The 22,035-nt window shown below is 41.6% G+C and carries 19 protein-coding genes and 1 tRNA gene; 9 read left to right on the top strand and 11 right to left on the bottom strand.

All coding sequences use genetic code 11. The annotated features are described in order from the left end of the window. Positions 1-686 precede the first annotated feature (686 nt). On the bottom strand, positions 687-2,456 hold the full coding sequence (locus tag ACZ5A8_RS21640; protein ID WP_464531471.1) for an asparagine synthase-related protein: 1,770 nt from the start codon (positions 2,454-2,456) through the stop codon (positions 687-689). Between the two features lie 662 nt (positions 2,457-3,118). Between ACZ5A8_RS21640 and ACZ5A8_RS21635 the strand changes: the two genes are divergently transcribed. Together ACZ5A8_RS21635 and ACZ5A8_RS21630 are read left to right on the top strand one after the other, a co-directional pair. Continuing rightward, positions 3,119-4,162, top strand: a complete 1,044-nt coding sequence (locus ACZ5A8_RS21635; protein ID WP_464531470.1) for a methionine synthase — start codon at positions 3,119-3,121, stop codon at positions 4,160-4,162. Between the two features lie 166 nt (positions 4,163-4,328). Continuing rightward, a complete protein-coding gene (locus ACZ5A8_RS21630) occupies positions 4,329-5,369 on the top strand; it encodes a methionine synthase (protein WP_464531469.1) in 1,041 nt (346 codons plus the stop codon). Positions 5,370-5,704: 335 nt separating this feature from the next. On the opposite strand, the gene ACZ5A8_RS21625 is transcribed toward ACZ5A8_RS21630, so the two are convergent. Continuing rightward, entirely contained in the window at positions 5,705-5,875 is a 171-nt protein-coding gene (locus tag ACZ5A8_RS21625; RefSeq protein WP_048128601.1) for a ribbon-helix-helix domain-containing protein, read from the bottom strand. A gap of 435 nt (positions 5,876-6,310) precedes the next feature. Continuing rightward, positions 6,311-6,384 (bottom strand) — tRNA-Lys (locus tag ACZ5A8_RS21620). 553 nt (positions 6,385-6,937) lie between these two features. On the opposite strand from ACZ5A8_RS21620, the gene ACZ5A8_RS21615 reads away from it, so the two are divergent. From ACZ5A8_RS21615 to ACZ5A8_RS21595, 5 genes are all read left to right on the top strand, one after another. Continuing rightward, positions 6,938-7,144, top strand: a complete 207-nt coding sequence (locus ACZ5A8_RS21615) for a TRAM domain-containing protein (protein ID WP_229390786.1) — start codon at positions 6,938-6,940, stop codon at positions 7,142-7,144. Positions 7,145-7,208: 64 nt separating this feature from the next. Then, positions 7,209-7,415, top strand: coding sequence for a TRAM domain-containing protein (locus tag ACZ5A8_RS21610; protein WP_048130082.1), 207 nt, complete (start codon positions 7,209-7,211; stop codon positions 7,413-7,415). Positions 7,416-7,479: 64 nt separating this feature from the next. Further along, the gene (locus tag ACZ5A8_RS21605; protein ID WP_011033303.1) at positions 7,480-7,686 is read left to right on the top strand and encodes a TRAM domain-containing protein; all 207 of its coding nucleotides are present in this window, start codon (positions 7,480-7,482) and stop codon (positions 7,684-7,686) included. Positions 7,687-7,745: 59 nt separating this feature from the next. Further along, positions 7,746-7,952: a TRAM domain-containing protein gene (locus ACZ5A8_RS21600; RefSeq protein WP_229390762.1), complete on the top strand. Its 207-nt coding sequence runs from the start codon at positions 7,746-7,748 to the stop codon at positions 7,950-7,952. 382 nt (positions 7,953-8,334) lie between these two features. Further along, a complete protein-coding gene (locus tag ACZ5A8_RS21595) occupies positions 8,335-8,763 on the top strand; it encodes a bactofilin family protein (RefSeq protein WP_229390761.1) in 429 nt (142 codons plus the stop codon). 312 nt (positions 8,764-9,075) lie between these two features. On the opposite strand, the gene ACZ5A8_RS21590 is transcribed toward ACZ5A8_RS21595, so the two are convergent. The 3 genes from ACZ5A8_RS21590 to ACZ5A8_RS21580 form a co-directional block, all read right to left on the bottom strand. Next, the gene (locus ACZ5A8_RS21590; RefSeq protein WP_229390760.1) at positions 9,076-9,840 is read right to left on the bottom strand and encodes an ABC transporter ATP-binding protein; all 765 of its coding nucleotides are present in this window, start codon (positions 9,838-9,840) and stop codon (positions 9,076-9,078) included. A 1-nt stretch (position 9,841) separates the two neighbouring features. Continuing rightward, a complete protein-coding gene (locus ACZ5A8_RS21585) occupies positions 9,842-10,630 on the bottom strand; it encodes an ABC transporter permease (RefSeq protein WP_229390759.1) in 789 nt (262 codons plus the stop codon). 144 nt (positions 10,631-10,774) lie between these two features. Then, positions 10,775-11,797, bottom strand: coding sequence for an ABC transporter substrate-binding protein (locus ACZ5A8_RS21580; protein WP_464531466.1), 1,023 nt, complete (start codon positions 11,795-11,797; stop codon positions 10,775-10,777). A gap of 395 nt (positions 11,798-12,192) precedes the next feature. On the opposite strand from ACZ5A8_RS21580, the gene ACZ5A8_RS21575 reads away from it, so the two are divergent. Further along, complete coding sequence (locus tag ACZ5A8_RS21575; protein ID WP_229390757.1) at positions 12,193-12,714, top strand: helix-turn-helix domain-containing protein; 522 nt, start codon at positions 12,193-12,195, stop codon at positions 12,712-12,714. Between the two features lie 171 nt (positions 12,715-12,885). On the opposite strand, the gene ACZ5A8_RS21570 is transcribed toward ACZ5A8_RS21575, so the two are convergent. Then, a complete protein-coding gene (locus tag ACZ5A8_RS21570) occupies positions 12,886-16,383 on the bottom strand; it encodes an S-layer protein domain-containing protein (protein WP_464531465.1) in 3,498 nt (1,165 codons plus the stop codon). Positions 16,384-16,560: 177 nt separating this feature from the next. After that, positions 16,561-17,574 (bottom strand): thiamine-phosphate kinase, encoded by a 1,014-nt coding sequence (gene thiL / locus ACZ5A8_RS21565; RefSeq protein WP_464531464.1) that lies wholly within the window; start codon positions 17,572-17,574, stop codon positions 16,561-16,563. 134 nt (positions 17,575-17,708) lie between these two features. On the opposite strand from thiL, the gene ACZ5A8_RS21560 reads away from it, so the two are divergent. After that, positions 17,709-17,849 (top strand): hypothetical protein, encoded by a 141-nt coding sequence (locus tag ACZ5A8_RS21560; RefSeq protein WP_464531462.1) that lies wholly within the window; start codon positions 17,709-17,711, stop codon positions 17,847-17,849. A gap of 358 nt (positions 17,850-18,207) precedes the next feature. On the opposite strand, the gene ACZ5A8_RS21555 is transcribed toward ACZ5A8_RS21560, so the two are convergent. The 3 genes from ACZ5A8_RS21555 to ACZ5A8_RS21545 all read right to left on the bottom strand — a co-directional run bounded on the left by ACZ5A8_RS21555 (position 18,208) and on the right by ACZ5A8_RS21545 (position 21,778). Then, positions 18,208-18,990: an anaerobic ribonucleoside-triphosphate reductase activating protein gene (locus ACZ5A8_RS21555; protein WP_464531461.1), complete on the bottom strand. Its 783-nt coding sequence runs from the start codon at positions 18,988-18,990 to the stop codon at positions 18,208-18,210. Between the two features lie 68 nt (positions 18,991-19,058). Further along, a complete protein-coding gene (gene nrdD / locus ACZ5A8_RS21550; RefSeq protein WP_464534258.1) occupies positions 19,059-21,443 on the bottom strand; it encodes an anaerobic ribonucleoside-triphosphate reductase in 2,385 nt (794 codons plus the stop codon). Positions 21,444-21,523: 80 nt separating this feature from the next. Continuing rightward, positions 21,524-21,778, bottom strand: a complete 255-nt coding sequence (locus tag ACZ5A8_RS21545) for a glutaredoxin family protein (RefSeq protein ID WP_464531460.1) — start codon at positions 21,776-21,778, stop codon at positions 21,524-21,526. Positions 21,779-22,035: the final 257 nt, after the last annotated feature.

The raw sequence follows: 22,035 nt of genomic DNA, 5'->3' as shown, positions 1-22,035 counted from the left end.
TTTTTAGTAATTTTCTCAATGAAAAGGATCTTTAAGTTAGAATATTCACTCAACATCGGATCGAAAATAGAGTATATAGACATCGATTTTTCAAAAAGATTGCTTATAAAATCTGTGAGTCTTGACTGTTTTAGAGATATGATACGGATTTTAATATTTGTCTTTTGATCGTCCAATTTTCGACCAAAAAGCTGTTCGTATTCTTTTCTGCCTTTAATACTCTTAAGACTTATAACAATGGTACGTGCAGACCCTAAAAAATCGTCGATTTGAGTCAATAAGTACTTATATCCTTTTGTAATAATCTTTATCATGGATTATACCTTTTTAAAGCCCAATTATTTGTTTGGCGACATAATATTGGTTTAATTAGGTATAATCCTTTCTATTTACCTTTAAATTGAAATTAAAGTGTTTTAGTCTAATTTTTTAAAAAAATAGATCTTTTTAACATCCATTATTCCAAAATAAGGGCTATTAACTAAAATGGCATAAGCTCAGTTTATTCGAAAAAGAGTCTAATAACAGCGAAGATGAAAAAGGAATTAAACGAAAAAACAAAGAAAAAGAGTATACAGGCCAGAAAAGAGATCGAATAGGGTAAGCAAATTTCTCTGCTTACCTTTTATCAAACTTGATAATAGATTTTGCTTTACCTGTATTTTTCAAGTTCTATCAGAGTTTCATTAAAGAGGCCTTTTTGCCGGGGAACCGACTGGCTTCAGCACCTTCTTGCTTCTGGGCGAATAAGTTTCTCCTTTGATGCCTGCTAGATATTCCAGAGCACTTATTCCGTTTACTGACATTGGATACTTTTCTTCATTTCTATATTCCAGAATCGTTTTTAGCAGCGGATATTCCTTAATATTTTCATTATCATATCTGGAAACTTTAATTAAAAGTCTTGAGATAAGAGGGTTTTCAAAGTACCTTCCCCATACGGGATTCATTCTTTCATCATAGTAACTGTGAACGAATGTCCTGTAATAAAGGAGTCTTTCATACCTTGAACGCTTATCCAGGGTTTTGAGGTTCAGGATATCAGTAGTACAGTCTATCTTTTTAAGTATCTCCAAATCTCCTGAAAATAGACAATCTCTGGCATGTTTCTTGTAGAGCAACTGGTTTACTCTATATTTTATCGGGACTTTTAAGAAGAACTTAATCAATTCGGTGTCCCAGAATGGAATTCTCCACTCACATCTAAAAAACTCGTAGACCCTGACTGAATTGATAATAAATTTTGCCTGCCTTTCATTAAAATCAAAGTATTCTATTGCATTTGCAAATGTTTCATTATCTTTAATTTCCAATCCTGATGTTGATTTGCTTATCTTCTGTTTGAAGATATCTTCAAATCCCTGCTCATAAGGCCACTGCCAGAGATTATAATGTTTTTTCAGGGAGGCTGCCAGATAGGCTTCCGAACTGAAATCCGCTGAATCATCGAGGCAATTTAGAGGAATATGGCTGCCTGCAAGCATATCTCCGCTGTGCCCGGGAATGAATACTGAATTTTCCGGAATTTTCCCCTGGATTTTTAATTCTTTTACTGCCAGAAAGTCCTGCATATGCGGGAGAGATGACAGGTTTCCAGCCCATATCCGGAATAAATCCGCTTCTTTTGAATTATAACACTCACGCCATTTTTTCGCTGTATATTCTACAAAAAGCCACTCATATCCAAGAGCTTCTGCTACGTGTTTGCTTATATCTGATTCCCGGCTGCCTTTTTTTCCATAGCTCATGCATATAACATTATTAACTCCAAGTCTTTTCAGCATTGCAACAATGATGCGCGAATCAAGCCCACCGCTTAAAGGCACTATTAGCCTCTTTCCCTGCTTGCTGGTGCTTTCTATAAGCCTTGTGAAGGCATTTACAAGGGTCTGGTCCAGCATCTTAATTAATCCGGTCTCAGGCAGTTCGCAGTAGTCTCCATGTAAAAATCTGAAGTAACAACAGGATTTTAGACGCTTTTCATTTTTCTGATAAATTAAAAACTCCCCGTTCCTTACCTGCTTTATGTCATCAAAAAGTGTTTCATTGCCTGTTACATATCCTGCAACCATAAACTCTGCTGCATTTTTCTCATTCAGGCGCGGATTTATTTTATCTTTTAAATAGTAGGCACTATCTGATACAATAAAACTGCTTTTTGTTTTTATGTAAAACAAAGGAATGCTTCTTGTTTTATCAACAGCACAAAATATAGTGTTTTTAGTCTCGACAACAAGAGCAAACTCCCCATTTAACTTTTCGAGAAAATCTCCGGTTCCTTTTTCCTTTCCCTGATTCTCTTCAAATATTAAAGGGGATATCAACTCGGCAAGTTTTTCCTCACTCAGGAGTTTATCCTCAAAAAATATGTTTCCTTTTAAATAACATCTGGCTTCCTTAAGTTTTACTTCTCTCCAGGGATAATACTCATTCAGTAACTTTATTTCATTTCTCATAGTTTAGACCCCCAAATTGGACATTTTGCAGAAAGTAATTGGTTGAATTCTAAGGATTATTTTAACAACATCAGGAAAAGGCTGGAAAATGTGAGATTCTAGTTCTGGATCTAGCTCTGGATCTTATTTCTGGATCTTATTTCTGGATCTAGTTTTTAATCTAGCTCTTGATCTTATTTCTGGTCCAGTCTTTGGAAAACTCAGTTTTTGGAACCCCTTCTTCTGGGGAACTTTTTTTAGTCAATTCAGACACTAACTAATCTTTTTGATCCATTTCTCAGAAGTAATTTCAAGAGGATTTTTTATTTTCCTATAAGGTCGTGCGCTTCTAATGAAGTAACACATGTTCTAATTTAGACCAGTTAGAGTCCTATCCAGCTGTTTGCCCCCAATCAAGTCTTTATTTATTTCCCTTTAATTGCCATCTTTTTCCCACTCAGAACTTTTCAGGGCATAATCTCCTGAAACTTCCTTTCATTATATGAACTTCAATGCCTTAAATTTCTTTTTATATTTAGTAAGTAAAATATTTTATGTTGTTTTACTTTAAAAAGTCTCAGTATCTATTCTTTAATTAAAAAAGCTTAGTGTCAATTCTTCTTAATTTATTCTCCCGAGTAATTCCAATAGTTATAATACTCGATCTGTCTTACATAACACACATGCAGGACATCACTTTTATCGACGGAGGCAGCCTCCCCTTACCTGAAGGACTCACAAGGGAATGGGTGAAAGCTGCAGCTGAAAACCGGAACGAGGACGAAAAACTCTTCTCCCTGGTAAGGGAGACTTTCCAGAGAAAAATCGATGTTGGAATACACGTTCCTACTTATCCCCAGTTCCGGGACATGATCGGGCAGTTTCTGGATATTATTAGAGATGAAAAGAATTGTTATGAGCCTTATGTAGTAAAAGAGGAAAACGCAAAAATCCTTGAGCTAGAAATAATTGATGAGGTTGCGAAGAGGTACAGAGAAGAGACAGGGGAAACTCTGGGAGTGAGAGTTTGCATTGCCGGTCCTACGGACCTTTACCTTCAGGCTTTCGGAGCAACTGCTTTTGCAGATGCATACCATGTAATGGCTCTGGATATCGAGAGTTTCATAAAGCAGGCGTTTAAAGCTGCAAAGAATTTCAAAATCAGGATTATTGCTCTGGATGAACCGAGCCTCGGGATGAACGATAGAATCCAGTTGACTGACTCTGATATTATCTCTGCCCTTACTCTGGCTTCTACCTACGCGCGAAAACAGGGAGCCGACATGGAGATCCATCTGCACTCTCCATTAAAGTACAAACTCGTTTGTGAGACCCCAATCAACGTTATCGGGTTTGAGTATGCTGCAACTCCCTCTTACATAGACCTTATGGATAAAAAAGTCCTGGAGGACTCGAACACTTACATAAGGCTCGGAGTCTCGAGGACTGATATTTCCAGCCTTATAGGTATGGTTAACGAGAATTATGGGGTCAATGCCTGGAAGGAAAAAGAGTATATGCAAAAAATTGTTACTGACATGGAAACTCCTGATGTCGTAAAAAAACGACTGGAAAAAGCCTCTTCTATTCTCGGAGACCGCATAAAATATGCAAGTCCTGACTGCGGTCTGGCATTCTGGCCGGACCAGGAACTTGCTTTCAGGCTGCTTGAAAACACGGCAAAAGGCATCAGCGCATTTAATGCAGAAATGAAGAATCAAGAATAACTCTGAAAAATAACTCTGAAAAATAATTCGGGAAATAATCTCATAAATAATCTTATAAATAATCTTGGGATATGAGCAGGATAACTCCTGGCATTTCCCATCTGTTTTTTTATAATTCTATTGTCTTTCCAATAATGATAAATTCTTACAGGTCTACTAAGAGAGCATGCAAGAAATCATCTTTGACGATATCGGAAGCTATCCACTTCCTGAAGGAGTTAGTAAGGAGTGGATCCGAAATGCCTTTAAAACGAGAGCAGAAGATGAGAAACTCTTTACTGTAATCAACGATGCCTTTCAGCAGAAAATCGATGCAGGTGTAGAGATCCCTACTTACCCTCAGTACCAGGACATGAATGAACAGTTCCTGAAGGTTATCCGGGACTCTGAGTGCACCGAAAGTCCCTTTGAGGTAAAACTGGAGTGCGCAAGAATTGAAGAGCTTGAGGCTCTGGAAACTGTCGCAAAAGCCTATAAAGAAAAATTCGGGGAAACCCTAAAGGTCCGGATCTGCGTAACCGGCCCAACCGAACTTTACCTGAAGGAGTTTGGGGGTACACGGTATACGGACATATATTCTCTTTTTGCAAAAAACGTAAATAAATTCGTCCGGAATTCAATGAAATCTGCAAAGCATTTCAAGATTGCAACGGTTTCAATTGACGAGCCGAGCATAGGGCTAAACCCTGAACTTGCCTTTGATGAGAACGATGTCGTCTCTGCCCTTACCGATGCTTCCAAGTCAGCGAGTAAGCGAGGGGCTGATGTGGAGATACACCTTCATTCCGCCCTTTATTACAATTTTGCCTGCGAGACCCCTACGATCAATGTGATAGGGGTAGAATCTGCGGGCACTCCTTCCTACCTGGAGCTTATTGACAAAAAAGTGCTTGAAGATACGGATTCTTTTCTGAGGCTCGGAATTGCAAGAACAGATATTTTTTCCCTAGCAGGAATCCTTAATGAGAGATATTGCACCAATATCTGGAAAGACCAGCAGTACCTTCCCGAAATTGTTACGCAGCTCGAAACTCCGGCTGTAATTGAGAAAAGGCTGAGGCTGGCTTACAGACGTTTTGGCAGCCTGATAAAATATGTTGGTCCTGACTGCGGTCTGGGCTCCTGGCCTAACCAGAGGATAGCTTTTATCCTGCTTTCAAATGTTGCGCAGGGTATCAGGGATTTCAGGGAAAGTTGCCAATCCTGAAACCATTTCTTTTTGATAGTCCAGCCGGAAATATTCGGAAATTCTCTGAACTATATCCGGGTCAGCCCTCATTTTTCTCTCCAGTGGAAATTCTGCTGGACAATGGGAATTTCCTAAAATTAGTCCACTGATGTCAAAGCACAGTAGAAATAAAGGGGTGGTCTTTTTCGGCATTTTTCAGCGCTTTTCCGGTTGGATAAGGTTTCTGGTTAAGTTTATGTTTTATTTATGTTTTATTTATGTTTTATTTATGTTTTATTTACGTTTTATTTATGTTTTTACATACCTTTCTGTCTTTGAGTTTTTATGAGTTTATTCATTAACTCATCATTTGTTTACTCATTCAACCTTCCACGCCTTCTGTCTATGTCATCCATCATATCCAGCATTTTTCGAATAGAAGTCCGGATGGCATCAGATTGGCTGACGAATTTTTTGTTATCTCCTACATGCCTGTTGAGGTCATCCAGTAGCTCCTGTGGGATTTCAACACTTACTTTTGGCATCAGGGTTACACTCCATTGTTTTTCTTCTCTTTGTTTTGAATTTTTTGTCTTTCCTGGTTGATAACTTCTTCCTTCAACTTATCTTCGCCTCTTATGGACCTGATCAGTTCTTTTACCGGACAGGGTTTCACAGAAATCGTTTAAAGCAGTATGCCTGTTTAGAACAGTTAAGATCTGCTAGAGTTATACAATGCCTGGAGAGCTGTGTAATGATTAGGGGAGCATATAGCATAAGGTTTCTCATCAAACATTGCTCAGGTTTCAAAACATTCTTTAGCCAGGTTATCTGAATCGCCTGAGACTGAATAAAAGAGCCAGATGAAGGTTTAAAATTGTTTTCCAAAAGAATTGTGAAAAAATAAAATTATAGGAAAATAAAATTAGAATAAAAAAATTATAAAAAAAGAATATTGTGAAAAAAATTGATGAGATTAGCGGGCCCGAAGGGATTTGAACCCCCGGCCTATGGATTAAGAGTCCATCGCTCTGCCTGACTAAGCTACGGGCCCACGCACTGTTGTTCTCATTTAATGAGCGACTCTCAGAATGTATTTTCAAATATTTATAGGTTGCGCCCGGGAGGGGTACTCTCTATAGTTTTTCTGCATATGTGTACAGAACTTTTACTGTATTTCCTTTGAGGTCCTGAAGAATTCTACTTTCATCTGAAACAATTGCTTTTTATAGTGAACTGAATTTTATTCTGGATAGTTTTATTTTTCATGCTGTTTTATTCTTAATTTGCCACTACTTATTATGTTTTTGAAATAAGAACTAATAACTCCGAAAATCGGGTTTCAGATAATTTCCTAACTCTTTTATTTTTCTTTTTTACCATGCATTAAAGCAAAATATTATATACAAGCGGATATGAGTATGACCAATTAATTGACTTATTCGAGGCTCTATTGGGGACTAGTTCACCGTAATAGATTAAGTAGAATGCGTACTTCCTAAATTTGGTTTTTCAAGTTTGGCCTGTTAAGTACTGTTTTTACTCTTTTCTGTTTTATAGATGGAGTTTTCGTAAGCTGATTAATAGAAGTCAAAGGAATGAATCTGATGTTTAGAGATGAAAGTAATTCTGTGCCCGTTGAAGAGGGCGAAACTTACGACGTAACTATTCAGGACATCGCTCGCCAGGGAGACGGCATCGCCCGTATCGAAGGCTTTGTAGTTTTTGTCCCGAATACAAGTGTTGGCGACGAAGTCCAGATTAAAGTCGAAAGGGTACTTTCGAAATTTGCATTTGCAAGCGTTGTCGAGTAAGTTTGGGTTGAGAAGTTAATTACTATACAAGTTTTAATTAAAGTAAATTAAAGGAATGATTTTAATGTTCAGAGAAGAAAGTCGCTCAGTCCCTGTCGAAGAGGGTGAAGTCTACGATGTTACAATTCAGGACATTGCTCGCCAGGGAGACGGCATTGCTCGTATTGAGGGTTTTGTAGTCTTTGTCCCTAACACCAGTGTTGGAGACGAAGTCCAGATTAAGGTCGAAAGGGTTCTTCCCAAGTTTGCATTTGCAAGTGTTGTCGAGTAATTCCGCAAGGGAATTAAATTAATACTAAAGATTTAACTAAAGTAAATTAAAGGAATGGTTTTTCATGTTCAGAGAAGAAAGTCGCTCAGTCCCTGTCGAAGAGGGTGAAGTCTACGATGTTACAATTCAGGACATTGCTCGTCAGGGAGACGGCATCGCTCGTATTGAGGGTTTTGTAATCTTTGTCCCGGGCACCAAGGTCGGCGATGAAGTTCGCATTAAAGTCGAAAGGGTACTTCCGAAATTTGCATTTGCAAGCGTTGTCGAGTAAATGCATTTGAGAGAATTACCTGGTTATAATAAACTTTAACCTTTAAAGGAATGGTTTTCATGTTCAGAGAAGAAAGTGGTTCTGTTCCTGTTGAAGAAGGCGAAGTCTACGATGTTACAATTCAGGACATCGCCCGCCAGGGAGACGGCATTGCCCGCATAGAGGGCTTTGTAGTCTTTGTCCCGGGCACCAAGGTCGGCGACGAAGTCAGGATCAAAATCGAAAGGGTACTTCCCAAATACGGTTTTGCCAGCCTTGTTGAGTAAGCAGGACAATTTAAAATAAGAAAAACAGGACTGAAAAATTATGAATAAATCATTTTTCAGTCTTTTTATGGCTAATTTCAAATATTCTTAATAATTTCCGGCCTCCTGATGTGCCGGAATCTCTTTTTCTGCAGTCCTATTTTCATGATCTGGTTTTTTTATTCATATTTTATTTATATATAGTCCTTTACCAATCTTTTGCTGAGGCTCTAAGTTGGGATTTCTGAGGTTTTCTGATATGAACATTCGATGCTATTATATAATAAGTATTCAATCATACTTTGAAATCGAATTGGCAAAGTTTTTATAAATGCCTTAAGAATCAGTTGTTTACGGCTTTCTTCTATCGATAGCCGGGGACATTAACCCGGAGTGATTTTTAATGATGCGCTTTATCAAGTACCACCCCCGGTCCAACACTTATGTGATTGAAAAAAAAGTTTTTCTCGAAGAGGACGTTATTCTGGACGGCAATGTTATTGTCGGGCAGGAAGTAAAGTTCTGGAAAAGTCTCACTGTGTCTGGAAGGCTTGAACTCGGGAAAGGTTCGATTGTTCAGGGCAATGTGAAAGCCGAAAGTGCCCTTGTTTGTGCGGCAGCAAAAATTCTGGGCAGTATGGAAACAGTCTCCGAACTCGTCCTTCTTGACGGAGCGAAGGTAAATTTTGCAGCCTGCGAAGGGGATATCCGTGTAAGACCTGGCTGCTCTCTCGGTTCAGTTAAAGCGGGAGGGACTCTTGAACTTGTGGGAAAAGTTGCCGTAAAAAGAGTAGAGCCGCTAACAAAAGTGATTATTCGTGCCGAACAATGATTTCGGTTCGCTTATATCTCATGTTAATGACTTATTCTTACTTTTTTTAGAAAATTTCTCTTTAGCAGATTTCTTTTAACAGCTGCTTTCCTTTGAAGGACCCCTTCTTCGATAACTCTTTTTTTGATTACTTTTCTACACAACTTCTTTTGATTACTTTTTCTATACAACTTCTTTTGATTACTTTTTCTATACAACTTCTTTTGATTACTTTTCTACACAACTTCTTTGATTACTTTTTCTACACAACTTCTTTTGGTAACTCTCTTTCGACAGCTTACTCTCTTCATAGCCTGCACTTTTTTCAACAATTCACTTGCTGAATCTTTCTTCTTCCAGAAGTTTGAGGACATGGTCTCTTAAACGGTTTACTTCCTGACTGGTGCGGCTTCGCGGGCGAGGCAGGTCCACAGTTACAATCTCCTTTATTCTTCCAGGTCTTGAAGTCATGACCACTATCCTGTCAGAGAGGACGACAGCTTCATCCACACTATGCGTTACAAAAAGGAATGTTACATGTTTTTGTTCCCATATCCTCAGGAGTTCATCCTGGAGTACATTTCGAGTCTGAGCATCAAGAGCTCCGAAGGGTTCGTCCATCAGAAGAACCTCCGGCTCGTTAGCAAGGGCTCTTGCAATGGCTGCTCTCTGCTGCATACCTCCTGAGAGTTCGTGCGGGTAGCTGTTTTTGAACTGCCTCAGGCCCACAAGCTCTACATATTTCTCTACCTGTTTCCGGGCTTCACTCTTTTTTATCCCCTGCATTTCCAGTCCAAAAGTGATATTATCTATAACTGTCCTCCAGGGAAAGAGGGAATATTGCTGGAAAACCATGCCTCTTTTGGGGTCAGGGCCTGTTATAGGAACTCCATTGAGTGTGATCTCTCCTGAAGTCAGGGTCTCAAGCCCTGCGGTTATTCGGAGCAGTGTTGTCTTCCCGCAGCCCGAAGGTCCGAGGAGGCAGATAAACTCCCCATCCTGCACATCAAAACTTATATTATGCAGAGCTTCGGTTCCGGATCCATCTTCTTTTTTACTGAAGATACGTGAAACGTTTTTTACGCTTACTCTACCCATTTTATACCACAGTTCCTGAACTCCATCTGAGTAGCTTTGAGTCTACATAATTCCTGAAGAAGCGGTCGATCAAAAGACCTATGAATCCCAGCAGGAGCATATAAACAAGTACAAAATCCATCCTGTGCAGATAATAATTGTGCCATATCTGGTAGCCAAGCCCACTATTGCTGACCCCGAACATCTCTGCAGCTACAAGGCACATCCAGCCTACGCCCATTGCAATCCTGATCCCTGCAGCAATTGAAGGCATGGCTGAGGGAATCGCAACAAACCGGATGAGGTCTATGTTTCGGGTACAGCCAAGAACCTTTGCTGCTTCAACATAAACTCTCGGTACATTTTTGAGACCCGTATAGGTATTGATGATAATGGGAAAGATCATTCCTGCAAATACAACAAAACCTGCTGCCCGATGGGTAAGCCCCAACCATACTATTGCAAAGGGAATCCAGGCAAGAGGAGGAATCGGACGCAGGATTTCTATTATAGGGTCTAGTGCCCTGTTTGCTGCTTTAAACCATCCCATGACAATTCCCAGAGGGATTCCGAGTATAAACGCAGCAGCAATACCAATTGAAAAGTGAAGTAAACTTGTCAGGGTATCCGTATAAAGTAATCCGTTTTTGACAATAACGAAAAAAGAGATTACCACGTCATAAAAACTCGGCAGAAGCAATTTGTTCTGTACGATCCTGTCCGCTGCAAGCTGCCATATAGCAACTGCGAATATAAGAGATAATGCTTCAACGCCTTTTTCTTCGATTGTTTTTATGAAATTAATTTTCATGTCTTATTAAAAGGATTCTTAGTTTTTTATCTTTCCGGCATGTTTCACTTTTCAAATAAATTTGAGTCCAAACTGCTCCTTATAAAGCAAGAAGCAGATGACTCCTTTTTTTCGTTAAATCTTCATTTTTTACTTACTGCTGGTTTACTCTTCGTTGACTGCTTTCTCGTAAAAGCTTGTATCAAAGATTTCTTCCTCTGTCAGAGGTTTCTGAGTGTATCCAAGCTCATACTGAATGTTTGAGTAATTGACAGTTGAGTCTTCAATCAGTGAAGGGTCTGTAATCCAGGCTCCATCCCATTCCTCGATAGATTTCCTGACAACTTCCACATTCTCTGTAGTCTTATTTGAATAGATCTGGGCGGCTTCATCTTCGTTTGCCTGATTGTATTCAGTTGCCTTAATATGGGTTTTTACTATCTGCTCTACAAGATCTGGGTGCTCTCTGATAAGTTTTCCACTCACCACGAGCACACAGCAGGCATGGTTCGGACTCATCTCTCCAGATTGTACAATGGTACGTCCGTTACCTTCTTCTTCGACAACTGTTGGAGAAGGATGAGGCAGGAACACAGCAGCAACCTGTTTGGCTGAGATAGCTGTGACAGCGTCTCCAGGGGTCATTCCACGGATTGTCACATCTTTTTCAGGGTCAAGTCCGTTTTCCTTGAGCCATTCTCTAAGCAGAGTGTCCTGAATTGTTCCTGTTTGGAATGTAGCGATTGTAAGCCCCCTCAGGTCTTCAGGGCTTTCATACTCGTATTCGGGTCTAAGGACAAGGCTTGAACCATTTATCTGTACAGGCACAACAATCTTTGCATCAAGACCCTGGCTAAGAGCTGGAATTACAGGGGCTGCTCCAACATAAGCTACATCCAGTTCTCCAATCATCATAGCCTGCATTTCTGGAGCGCCTGTTGGAAACTGGCGTTCGGTTATTTTTGTAATTCCGTAAGGTGCAAGGTCTTCCTGCCACCATCCTTTTTCATAGGCAGTCATGTATGCAATCTGGTGGGTACTCGGCTGGTAGCCAATGTTCAGCTGGGTAATTGCAGGGGCTTCTCCAGTTACGTTTTCATCTGTATCTTCATCCTCGGATACACAACCGGATGCGAAGATAGATGCGATCAGCAGTAAAGCAAGAATAAATATGCTTGATTTTCTCAAAACTTCACCTCAATATTGCCTCTTCTATCAATTCTTCTATCAATAATAGATCTTACCTGCTAAATAAGATATACTGGGATTGAGTTTTCTTCGGGAAAATCTGCAGGTTTTTCCACCCTTTCTTTGCTGGCTTTTCACAAATTTGTTAAAAAAGCCATCCCATCCCATTCTTTCATTTCTTGCTTGAAATGAAATTCCCGTGAAAATAAAGGTCAGTCTCTTACGCGTTAATATTCTTTGAAATTTACTATATATACTTTCTCAAATACCTTTCCATTATAACCCAAATGTATTAATACATCTGGAGATATTTCTCATTCAGGAACAAAACTCCTGTAAAACGTAAATCCTTAACATTTATTGAAATCTTTTACAGGATCAGAGGTTGAATTTTAATGAATGTTGCAGAGAAGGTCATCAAATCCGCATTCGAGTCCGATGAAGTGTTTCAGAAAACACTTTCCGCTGTAATTAAGGAAGATCTTAACCTTACTGCCGTGGATTTTGCGAAAAAGGCAAACATCCCTCCGAGTACCCTCTATAAGATCCTATCGGGAAACCGGGACCCTAACATCAAAACCCTCCGCCAGATTGTAAAAACGATCCGTGATATCAAGGAGTCAGATAGTGGGGACTTTATCGCCGTAATTGCTGCCCGCTCGGTGCTCGATAACATCGTTGAGACGAAGAAAAAGATTGGCGGCAGGCTTATAACCATCAGGGAATACTCGGCGATCTCTATGGAAGAAGCAATTATTTCAGCCGTAAATGCTGAAAGGGACGGAGCAAAAGCCCTGGTATGTGCCCCCATCGTGGGCCCTACAGTGGAAAAAATCCTGAATATACCCGTCACAACCATCGCCCCGAAGAACAGCTTGATAGATGCCATCGAACGTGCGATTAAGAAAATGGAGTAAAACCGGATATTTTTAAAATAGAAAAAAACCCGCGTTTTTCAGTTAACGCGGGAATCTGAATTTCGTTTTTGTTTGAGCTTCCTGTTTTCTCAGCTTTCTTTCTCAGCTTTCTTTCTCAGTTTTCTTTCTCAGCTTTCTTTCTCAGTTTTCTTTCTCAGCTTTCTGTTAATCTTACTTTTTAAGGTTCGCTGATTTAACAAGTTCATTCATCTTTGCCTGCAGGGTTGCCACAGTCCAGCCGCCTTTGGTAAACATGTAAGCCATCCCGCCGCCCAGTAACAGGATAATAGTCAGCAGGGCATAAAGCAGCATAGAAGACTTTTCTTTTACCGTATAGGTGGCTTCCTGCCCTCCTACTTTGACAGTATAGGTGCCTGGTACTTCTTCGCTGTGTTCGAAAGTCACTATTGTGCTTTCACCCACATCAAGGGAAATCTGCTGCGAATCAACCGAACTTCCGTTCACAAACAGTTCTACGTCGTATTCTCCTGCAGCATTACCTGTATTTTCGGCATCAATAGTGATTGTTGCTTCCTTCCCGGCTCTGACTTCTATCGGGTCGATTACCAGGTTGGAGAACTCGAAGACAGCTTCGTAGTCCTTTACATTAACCTCAACACTCTTATCAAGGAAACCCTCTCCGGTGGCGCTTATTTTTAACTTGCCGACTTCCTCAGCAGTGTACGTAATTTTTCCGTCGGATCCGGTTTTCCCAAGAGCTTTACTATTAATTGAGACGTTTGCACCTTCAATAGGGTCTCCTCCGATTGTTTTTAAGGCCTCTATAGTAATCTCATCTCCCACATATACTGTTTCAGGAGAGATATTGAGGCTCATTTTCTCTTTCGGAGGAATGACCTTCATGTTCTTGTTTGCTGTAGTGTACCCATCTTTCTCTGCAGTAACCTTGAAAGTTCCTTCCTTTTCGGCAGTGTACTCAACAATCCCATCGGCGTTGGTTTTGCCCGTACTTGTTGAGTTGACCTTTACGGTAATGCCTTCTATCGGGTTTTCACCTGCAGTCACTTCAATATCAAAAGTGTCGCCTACAATAATCTCATCAGGCAAATTTATCTTGAGTTCCCTGCTTTCTCCACTTGCAGTTTCAACTTCAACGAATGGGTAGAACCTGAGAGTGTTGGAATCAGCTGTCTTGAACTTGACATCGCCCATAATATCAATGGTTTCGTCGTCATCAAGCCCGATGCCATCATCGTTCTTCATTGTAATGCCATTTTCAGAGGAGACGCTGCTGATTTCCATCTCATCGAAGGTATCTCCGTTATTAATCTCAATATAATCATCCGAGATCTGGAAGATACCCTGGGTGAAGACAGCAGAGGTCTCAGTACCTGCAAAAACCGTACCGAAATGGACAATGATTATGGGTACGTCTTCTGCTTCTCCGACTTCGGTTTCATATATGTAGTCGTCATTCGAGGTGATGAATTCGTCATCTACAACTTTTCCGTCCTTTTTAAGCTGGACCCATACGGTATCCCCGTTAATATCTACTTCCAGAATGTTCAGAGAATAGCCGTCCTCAAGCACAAGGGCAGAACCCGAGTACATGGACTCTTTGTCATCGCTATCTGTAAGGACTTTGGAAAGGACATTATCTGAGAGGAGGCTTACACCATCAATTTCTCCATTGACGGTATTATCGGGATATCCTGCAAAGTATTTCTCTGCCTTGAACCCGACAACTGTGAAATTGCCCCATGCCTTGTGTTCAAACTGAACAGGTTGAGGTGTGGATGTGTAGACAAGTTTTCCCGAGGGAATTTCCCTGCCATCTAACTGCTGGATTTCCAGCTTTTCGGTTCCTATTCCCTCATCTATGTTGTAATAGAAGCCTTCAAAGTTGTAGGGAGTCCATGTTGGAAGAGAGTCTCCATCGACATCTTTATCATAGACAGTCCCGCGCAGTTCATAAATTCCTTCTTCCGAGGTATCAAGGACCGGGGCAAAGCGCAGTTTGCTGTCATCAGCCACCTGAATCTGTATCTTGCCCATAAGGTCGATTGTGTCCCCTTTATCAAGGCTTATATCGTCCTCATTCTTCATTCTTATTTCACTGCTACTGATGGACGTTACTTCCATTTCCCCATAGGAATCGTCTTTTGTAAGTTCTATATAGGTGTCTGAGACCTGGAAGATACCCTGTATGAAGACAGCAGAAGTTTCAGCGCCTGCAAAAACCGTACCGAAATGGACAATAATTATGGGTACGTCTTCTGATTCTCCTACTTCGGTTTCATAGATGTAATTACTATCCGAGGTGATGAAATCATCATCTACCACGTCTCCGTCCTTTTCAAGCTGGACCCAGACGCTTTTTCCATTGATATCAACTTCTACAATATTCAGGGCATAACCGTCTTCAAGTTCAAAGGAATCTCCTGAATATGCGGACTCTTTATCATCACTGTCGATCAGGATCTTGGAAAGTACGCCGTCGGATATCAGGCTTACATCTTCCCCTATAACAGTGGAGTTAGTTTTACTGTAACCTGCGAAATATTTCTCTGCCATGAATCCTATTATCTGGTATGAACCCCAGCTCCCGTATTCAAACGCAGTTTCGGTAGGTTTTGTGATGTACTCGATGTCTCCGTCATCTATGTTTCTGCCTATTCCCGTAATGGTCATTTCTTCAGAAGACTCTCCGGTATCAAGGTCATAGTAGAAACCTGAGTAACTCTGAGCGTTCCATGTGTATGTAGTGGATAACCCAAGGTCTTCATCCCAGATCCTGTTCCCGCTTGAATAATATTTTGACTGGACTGTTACATTCCATGTTTTTGTCAATGAATCATAATTACCGCTTGGATCGGTAACCACTGCGCTAAGATTATAGGTTCCGGAGGTGTCTCCCTTGAAGTCATATGAGGATGAGGTTATACCGCTTCCGCTGTCTGTTTTCTTCGTCTCGTTCCCGACAATCCATTGTACGTTGATATTCTGGCTATTTGTAGAATTGACATAGAAAGTCTGGTTTGCTCCCTGAGACATCTCAACTTTTTCCTTTGAAGGATTAACTTCTACAGGAACTTCACTGTTACCTGAGGAAGAACCTACTGTCCATGTCCAGGATTCTGAATCTGTCCCATTAGCGTTCTCTGCTCTTACTTCAAGTGTGTATGAACCTGCTACTGCAGAATTATTGGTATACGTGGATGAAATTACTGAGGTATCACTATGGACTTCGACGTTGTTAAGGTACCATTTCATATCCGCTGCCGGGCTCACATCCGCGGTGAATGTCTGTGGTACTCCAACGTCACTGGTGAAATTTGAATTCGAGGGTGAGGATAAGGTAATCACAGGAACTCCTGTTGTACCTACCACGTTCCAGTCTGATATTTGTCCTACACCGTCTATGGAAGCTGTCACATGGTACGAACTCGATTTGATGACATGGCTGAGAGTTGAAATATTGCTTCCATCAGTTTGTATTGTTTTGGACACGCCGTCTTCAGTCCATAAGACAGTTGCATTTTCGTTTGTTGTGATGCTGAACGTTTGAGTGTCGCCCACCGTCCCTGGCACAGTCGAATTCGCCGAGGGCGATACTGCTACTATACTTGGAACTGCACTTGCAGTCCCGCAGAACAATAGCCCGAGCGCCATAATTGCTGTAAATATTTGTAGACTAGTTTTTTTCATATTCTATCCTTCTGAACCTTGTGCATAAATTATATAGTTACGAATTTAGTCCGTTTAACCTGAAGTTTGTTCTATTTTTGTGATCGTGTGAATTTTATCAGCCAATAATTTTTAATTTTCCTTCTCTCACTCCAGGCTTTTAGTTTATGGGGGTTAACGTCAGTTTATTCAGGAAGGCTAATTAGCCGTTTCAGCTTTTAGCTGCTGGTATCCCCGCTGTTCTATAGCTGTCAGCCTGAATTCCGGGGATTCGAGCATAATGCCCGTTTCATACTTTGTGCATTCCCCTATGATAGTCAAGTTACATATATTTTGTACTTTTTTCAGCCGTTCAGGGTCAACTGTGAAAATAAGTTCGAAGTCTCCGCCTGTGTAAAGGGCAAATTCCAGCAGTTCCCCCGGACCTGAGGCAAACTCTCTAACTTCCGGGAGGATGGGAAGGGCATTTTCCCTGATCTTGAAACCTATTTTACTCTGCCTGGCAAGGTCATAAAGAGACATAGCAAGTCCGTCACTTGTATCCATCATGGATGTGACTGCACCCGACTCAGCCAGTTTCCAGGCTTCCTGCGTTCGGGGAATGGGTTCAAAAAGAGCCTTCAGGACAGTTTCGCTGACCGACTTTTTTGACTGAATCGCCTTAAGGGCGGCTCCAGCTGACCCTGTATATCCTGTAACGCAGACAAGGTCTCCGGGCTTTGCCCCTTTTCGAAGGAGGAGCTGGCTTTTTTTAACTCTTCCCAGGGCTGTCCCTGTAATTGTCAGTTCTGCATGGGTATCGAGGTCACCTCCGATAACAGCAGTACCGCAGAACTCGGCACACGCCTGTATGCCTCTTGCAAGATCTTCGACAAAAGCAATTTCAGTATCTGCAGGCATGCCTATAGCCATCAGGAGCCCTGCAGGCTCTGCACCCATAGCTGCAATATCGCTCAGGTTTACGGCTGCGGACATCCAGCCCATCTGCCAGGGAGTCATCTCTGCCGGAAAATCCGTGGTCCTGTGCAGCATATCAGTCGTAGCAACCAGGCAGTCTTCACCTTTCAGGTCAAGGACAGCACAGTCATCGGAACCGGCACCTATAATGATTCCTTTCTGTCCTCTATCCTTTCCTTCAGGGGCATTGAAAATCTCAGATAAGCGGGAGATTAGAGCGCGCTCTCCGACGGAAGATACTTTTATTTCTTTCATGGTCATTTTTTGGGAGCGATTACTTCTGCTTTCCTTTTTTATAGATACGTCCCTTTCTCCGGGTTAAAATGGACTGAGTTCCTCTCCTTTATTTAACTTTTGTAACCCTGAAGGTTACACAAAAGTTTGGTGGCGTGCATACAGGAGTTTTCGGTATTATACAGGAGTACAGAAGGGATATTGCCGGAGAAACTATAGGGAAACTTTCCGGATATCTGTACTTTCCGGTACAGTGTATTGAATTCCAGGCAAGTGGGGTTTTACCAGGGGTTTAATCAGTGTCTTTTATGCTTTGGCATGTATAAGACTTTTGTAAACTTCAAATGAATTTGAACCTAAGCATATTTTTTCTGTAAAAATTGGTATGTAGAAACCTGTAGGTAAAAACTTGGTAGGTAAAATCAATGAGATAGAAATCAATGAAAAGGTGGAAAGGGTTAATGGATCAAAATATGTTTAGAAGAATATAAGCAAAAAGAGAAAAATGCAGTAGAATGCAGCGAAAAATACCATAAATATATAATAAATTTTGGTAAATTATCAGCTGCCAGTAAAATTGCTTGATGATCAGGTCAGGATAAAGTTACTTGATGATCAGATTAGAGTAAGGTTATTTGATGATTCCAAATCGAATCAAACAATTTCTTCTCCTTCTTCTTTTGTCCTTATCCTTACTTTTCCCAGGAAGCCTTTTGCTATTTCTCCAAGTTTTAGAAGTTCTTCCCTTTCCAGAGCCCTGATTTTCCTGAGATCCTCCTGAAGGCTGTGTTCCGGGATTCCCTGCTGCAATACATAGGTAACTTCCCTGTTTTTCACGTTTTTCGAAATCCAGGCAACTACACTGGCAATGTCTTCTTCGCTTCCGATTAAACCCCTTATTACTGTCGTCCGTAGCTCCAGTTCCACGCCACTGGCATCTGCAGTCTCTATCGTTTTTGCAACGGCTACAATGATCTCCTCTGGAGTTTTTTTGAAGACACTGCTTGCCCCTTTATATTCCTTCCATCCTGCGACCTTTCCATAGAGCTCTGGATCATCAAGAGGGGCTTTTATGTCGATAAATAACTTATCAACCAGTTTTCGCTCAACAAGCTCATTCACTCTTTCAGGGTAGCAGCCGTTTGTGTGGATTCCAACTAAAAGCCCGAGACTCTTTGCAAACTCAGCCAGGGGAATAACAGCTTCCTGCATAAGAGGCTCCCCTCCCGAAAAAACAACCGTGCTTACAAAAGGTTTTGATGTTTTAATTTCCTCCTTCACAAAGTCAAGTTCTACCAGACTCGATCTTTCAAGGTACGGATGGTTCTGGCAGTAAGGGCAGCGAAGAGGACATCCTCGAAAAAAGATGGTGATCGCAGCCTTTCCTGTCCAGTCAAGAGTTGAGATCGGGACAGTGCCTGCGTAATTCACTTTCATAGCAGTTACCATTTCCAATTTACATAATTACGATTTCTATTTTGCGTAAAAAAAGAGTTTAAGGGAACTCACTTGAGTTCCCCTGTGTTGTAGCGCTTCCTGTCCTTAAGTTCCTGGCGCTTGCCCCTGTTCCAGCCTTCTACGGACTGGAGATAGCCAGTGATCCTTGAGAGGTGCTGCACGTTTTCAGACCCGCATTTCGGGCATTTGTCCAGCAGGCCAGTGGCTACATATCCCTCGTCAGTGCATACTGTCATGTCCCTTGTGAAGGCAAAGTAACCCGTCTGTGTGTTCTTTGCTATATGCATGGCAAGCTCCTGCAGGCCGTCAGGGTCAGGTTTCCCTTCTCCAAGCCAGATATGCATGATATTTCCGCCATCTACTATCGGGAAGAAAGTGTGTTCGTACTTTATCCTTTCAGGCAGGGAAATATCGGCTCCGGGAGGAATGTGAGTCCCGTTGGTATAGTAAATTGGCAGATCACGCGTCTCGTTGAACTCCTTCATTGCGGTCTTCAAATCCCCTTTAATTGTGAGTTCGGCTTTGTCAGCGTATTCCCTGTGCAGGAGGTCTGAAACTGCAAAACGCTGGGCTGTAGTTTCTGCAGGAGTCCTTGCAAGGGCAATTTCCATGCCATTTTCCTTCGAGAGCTTCTGAGCATGCATTTTCATTTCGAACATAGCCCTGATGGCAAGCTTATACGCAGCAGGAGACTCATGGATCTGGTAGCCAGTGTGGTACTGGACCATCTCATTGATCCCTACTATTCCAATAGTATACACAAGGCTGTCGAAGTCCACAGCCATTGCCCCTTTCTCACCGGTGTTCGGGTCCTTGGGGCACTGGGCTGCAAAGGGAATCCTGTTTTTCTTGATCAGGCTGTTCATCCATCTTCTCTTGATCTTGAAGACTTCCACACCTCTGTTCATCAGGGTCTTAAGCTCATTGAATAGTTTTTCGTCATCATATTCAGCTCTGTATGCTGCCCTGGGACAGTTTAAAGACAGGACCATCCACGAGCCCATGGAGAAATGTTTTCCATCCTTGAAACGAAGCTTATCACCGAATTCTTTATCATCGGTAGGGTTTGCAGAGAACTGGTAGGCACAGCACTGGTAGCATGAAATTCCTTCTCCTGCGCCTCTGTACTCCGGAAGCTGGTTATCAAAATAGGGAGTTCCGAATTTGGCAGCCAGTTCAAAGGTCATCCTGTAAAGTTCTTTGTAAGTCGGAAGCTCGGGGTGAACCCTGTTAAAACTCTCGTCCTCTTCCATGAAGTCGGGTTCGAGAGAGATTTCTGGTTTCGGGAAGCTGAAAGGTTTGCCCCAGGCGTCTCCTTCAAGCATGACATCCATAAGAGCCCTGAACCCGAGACGGACCTCTTTTTCGAATTCTCCGTAGGTTCTGAAAGGAGCCTGCTTTCCGTCCCAGACTTTGCCCATGGCCACGATAGGAATGTTTTTCCAGAGCCTCGGAACTCCGGGGGAAAGCTGCACAGAAGAAAAGACAGTCTGTCCGCCTCTTGCACACATCATCTGCATCATTTCATAAACGAACATCTGCATAAGCTGCCTGATCTCAACTTCGGACTTGCCTTCCAGATAAGGGGCAATAAAGGTCAGAAAATTGTAAAAGCCCTGCCCGCCTGCGAAATTAGTCTGGGCTGAGCCCATCGCCTTTACAGCATGAAGGAAAGCTACTTCGGCATTCTTTGCGGGTTTTGCAACACTTGATTGTGTTCCTACTCCGTCAGGCATAAGCCCGTAATAAAAGAAGTAGCGAAGGTCCCAGTCCTGGCAAAAAGGTCTTGTGCCCATGTATTCGAGGTCATGGATGTGGAAGTCGCCATTAAGGTGCAGGTCTGCAAGCTCTTTTGGCATCAGTAGGAGATTTTGCTCTTTGGACATTTTGTCGGCTTTTCTTTTATGCGAAGTCTCAGCATTGTTCAGCTGGTTTGCATTATCGTTTGCCCCAAAGCCGTATCCGGAGTCGATTTCATAGGCATCGTAAACAGACGCCCCGACTCTTGTCATTATATTTCTCCATTCCACATGCCCTCTGTCAAGAAGAATATTGTTTACTATTTCACGGATAAGAGGCCCTGACAGGAACTTAATATTCATCTTTCGGATGATTCTTTCCGCTTCTTTTGCAATATCAACGGCTTCTTCTTTTGTGATTGAGGGTTTATTATAGAAGATCTCGCTTAATTTTGTTTCTTTCAGGAGCTGGCTTACAATGATATTCCTGTCCCAGTTAAGAATGAAACCTTCTGTTGTCCTGACTCTGGGGAGAGGAGAGACGGACAGCCCATCAAGTGTCTTTTGTACGGGCTGATTGTCAGATAACTGGTCATTTTTGGGGAGGGAAGAGGTTGAGAGCCCGATAAGTGCCTGTTGCACTGGCTGGCTGTCAGATAATTCGTCATTGGTTAAGAAAATCTCGCCTGTCATTTTCTCATCTTCAGCAGTTGTATAGGATAGGATGGAATCTGCAAAGTTTTTAATTGTTTTTATATTTTCAGATGCCTGCATTATACAATTCCCAGGAGTTTTTCCGAGTTCACTTCTTCCCCGCGGAAGAGCTCTTCATGTGTCAGGAACATGTCATTATTAATCTGTAAAACAGGTGCTGTCACTGTAAAGACTCCATTGAAGCGCAGTTCAGTCAGGGCTTCCGGTGTAGACATATCTGCTACTTCGAAAGGTACTGAATTTGATTCCAGAAATTTCTTCAATTTATTGCACTTAGGACAACGTTCCGTTGTGTATACTATTATTTTTGCCATGCTTTGCGCCCCTCTATTTATTGTACAGTATTTATGGTACAGTATTTATGGTACAGTATTTATGGTACAGTATTTATGGTACAGTATATTTTTGCATTTTTTTCTCGTATTTTGCATGTTTTTTACATGCATCTTTCTGACATATCTCTTTTATTTTCAGTGTGTGGGGAATGAGTATGCTGGTGCAGAGCATCGCAACAATAAAACAAAACTCCACACGGGTACCATTCCTTAGCCAACCCTATTAATCGTATAAT

This window comes from Methanosarcina subterranea (assembly GCF_055385895.1).
The sequence above is the reverse complement of the archived record's forward strand: the minus strand, read 5'-3'. Positions and strand labels throughout refer to the sequence as shown.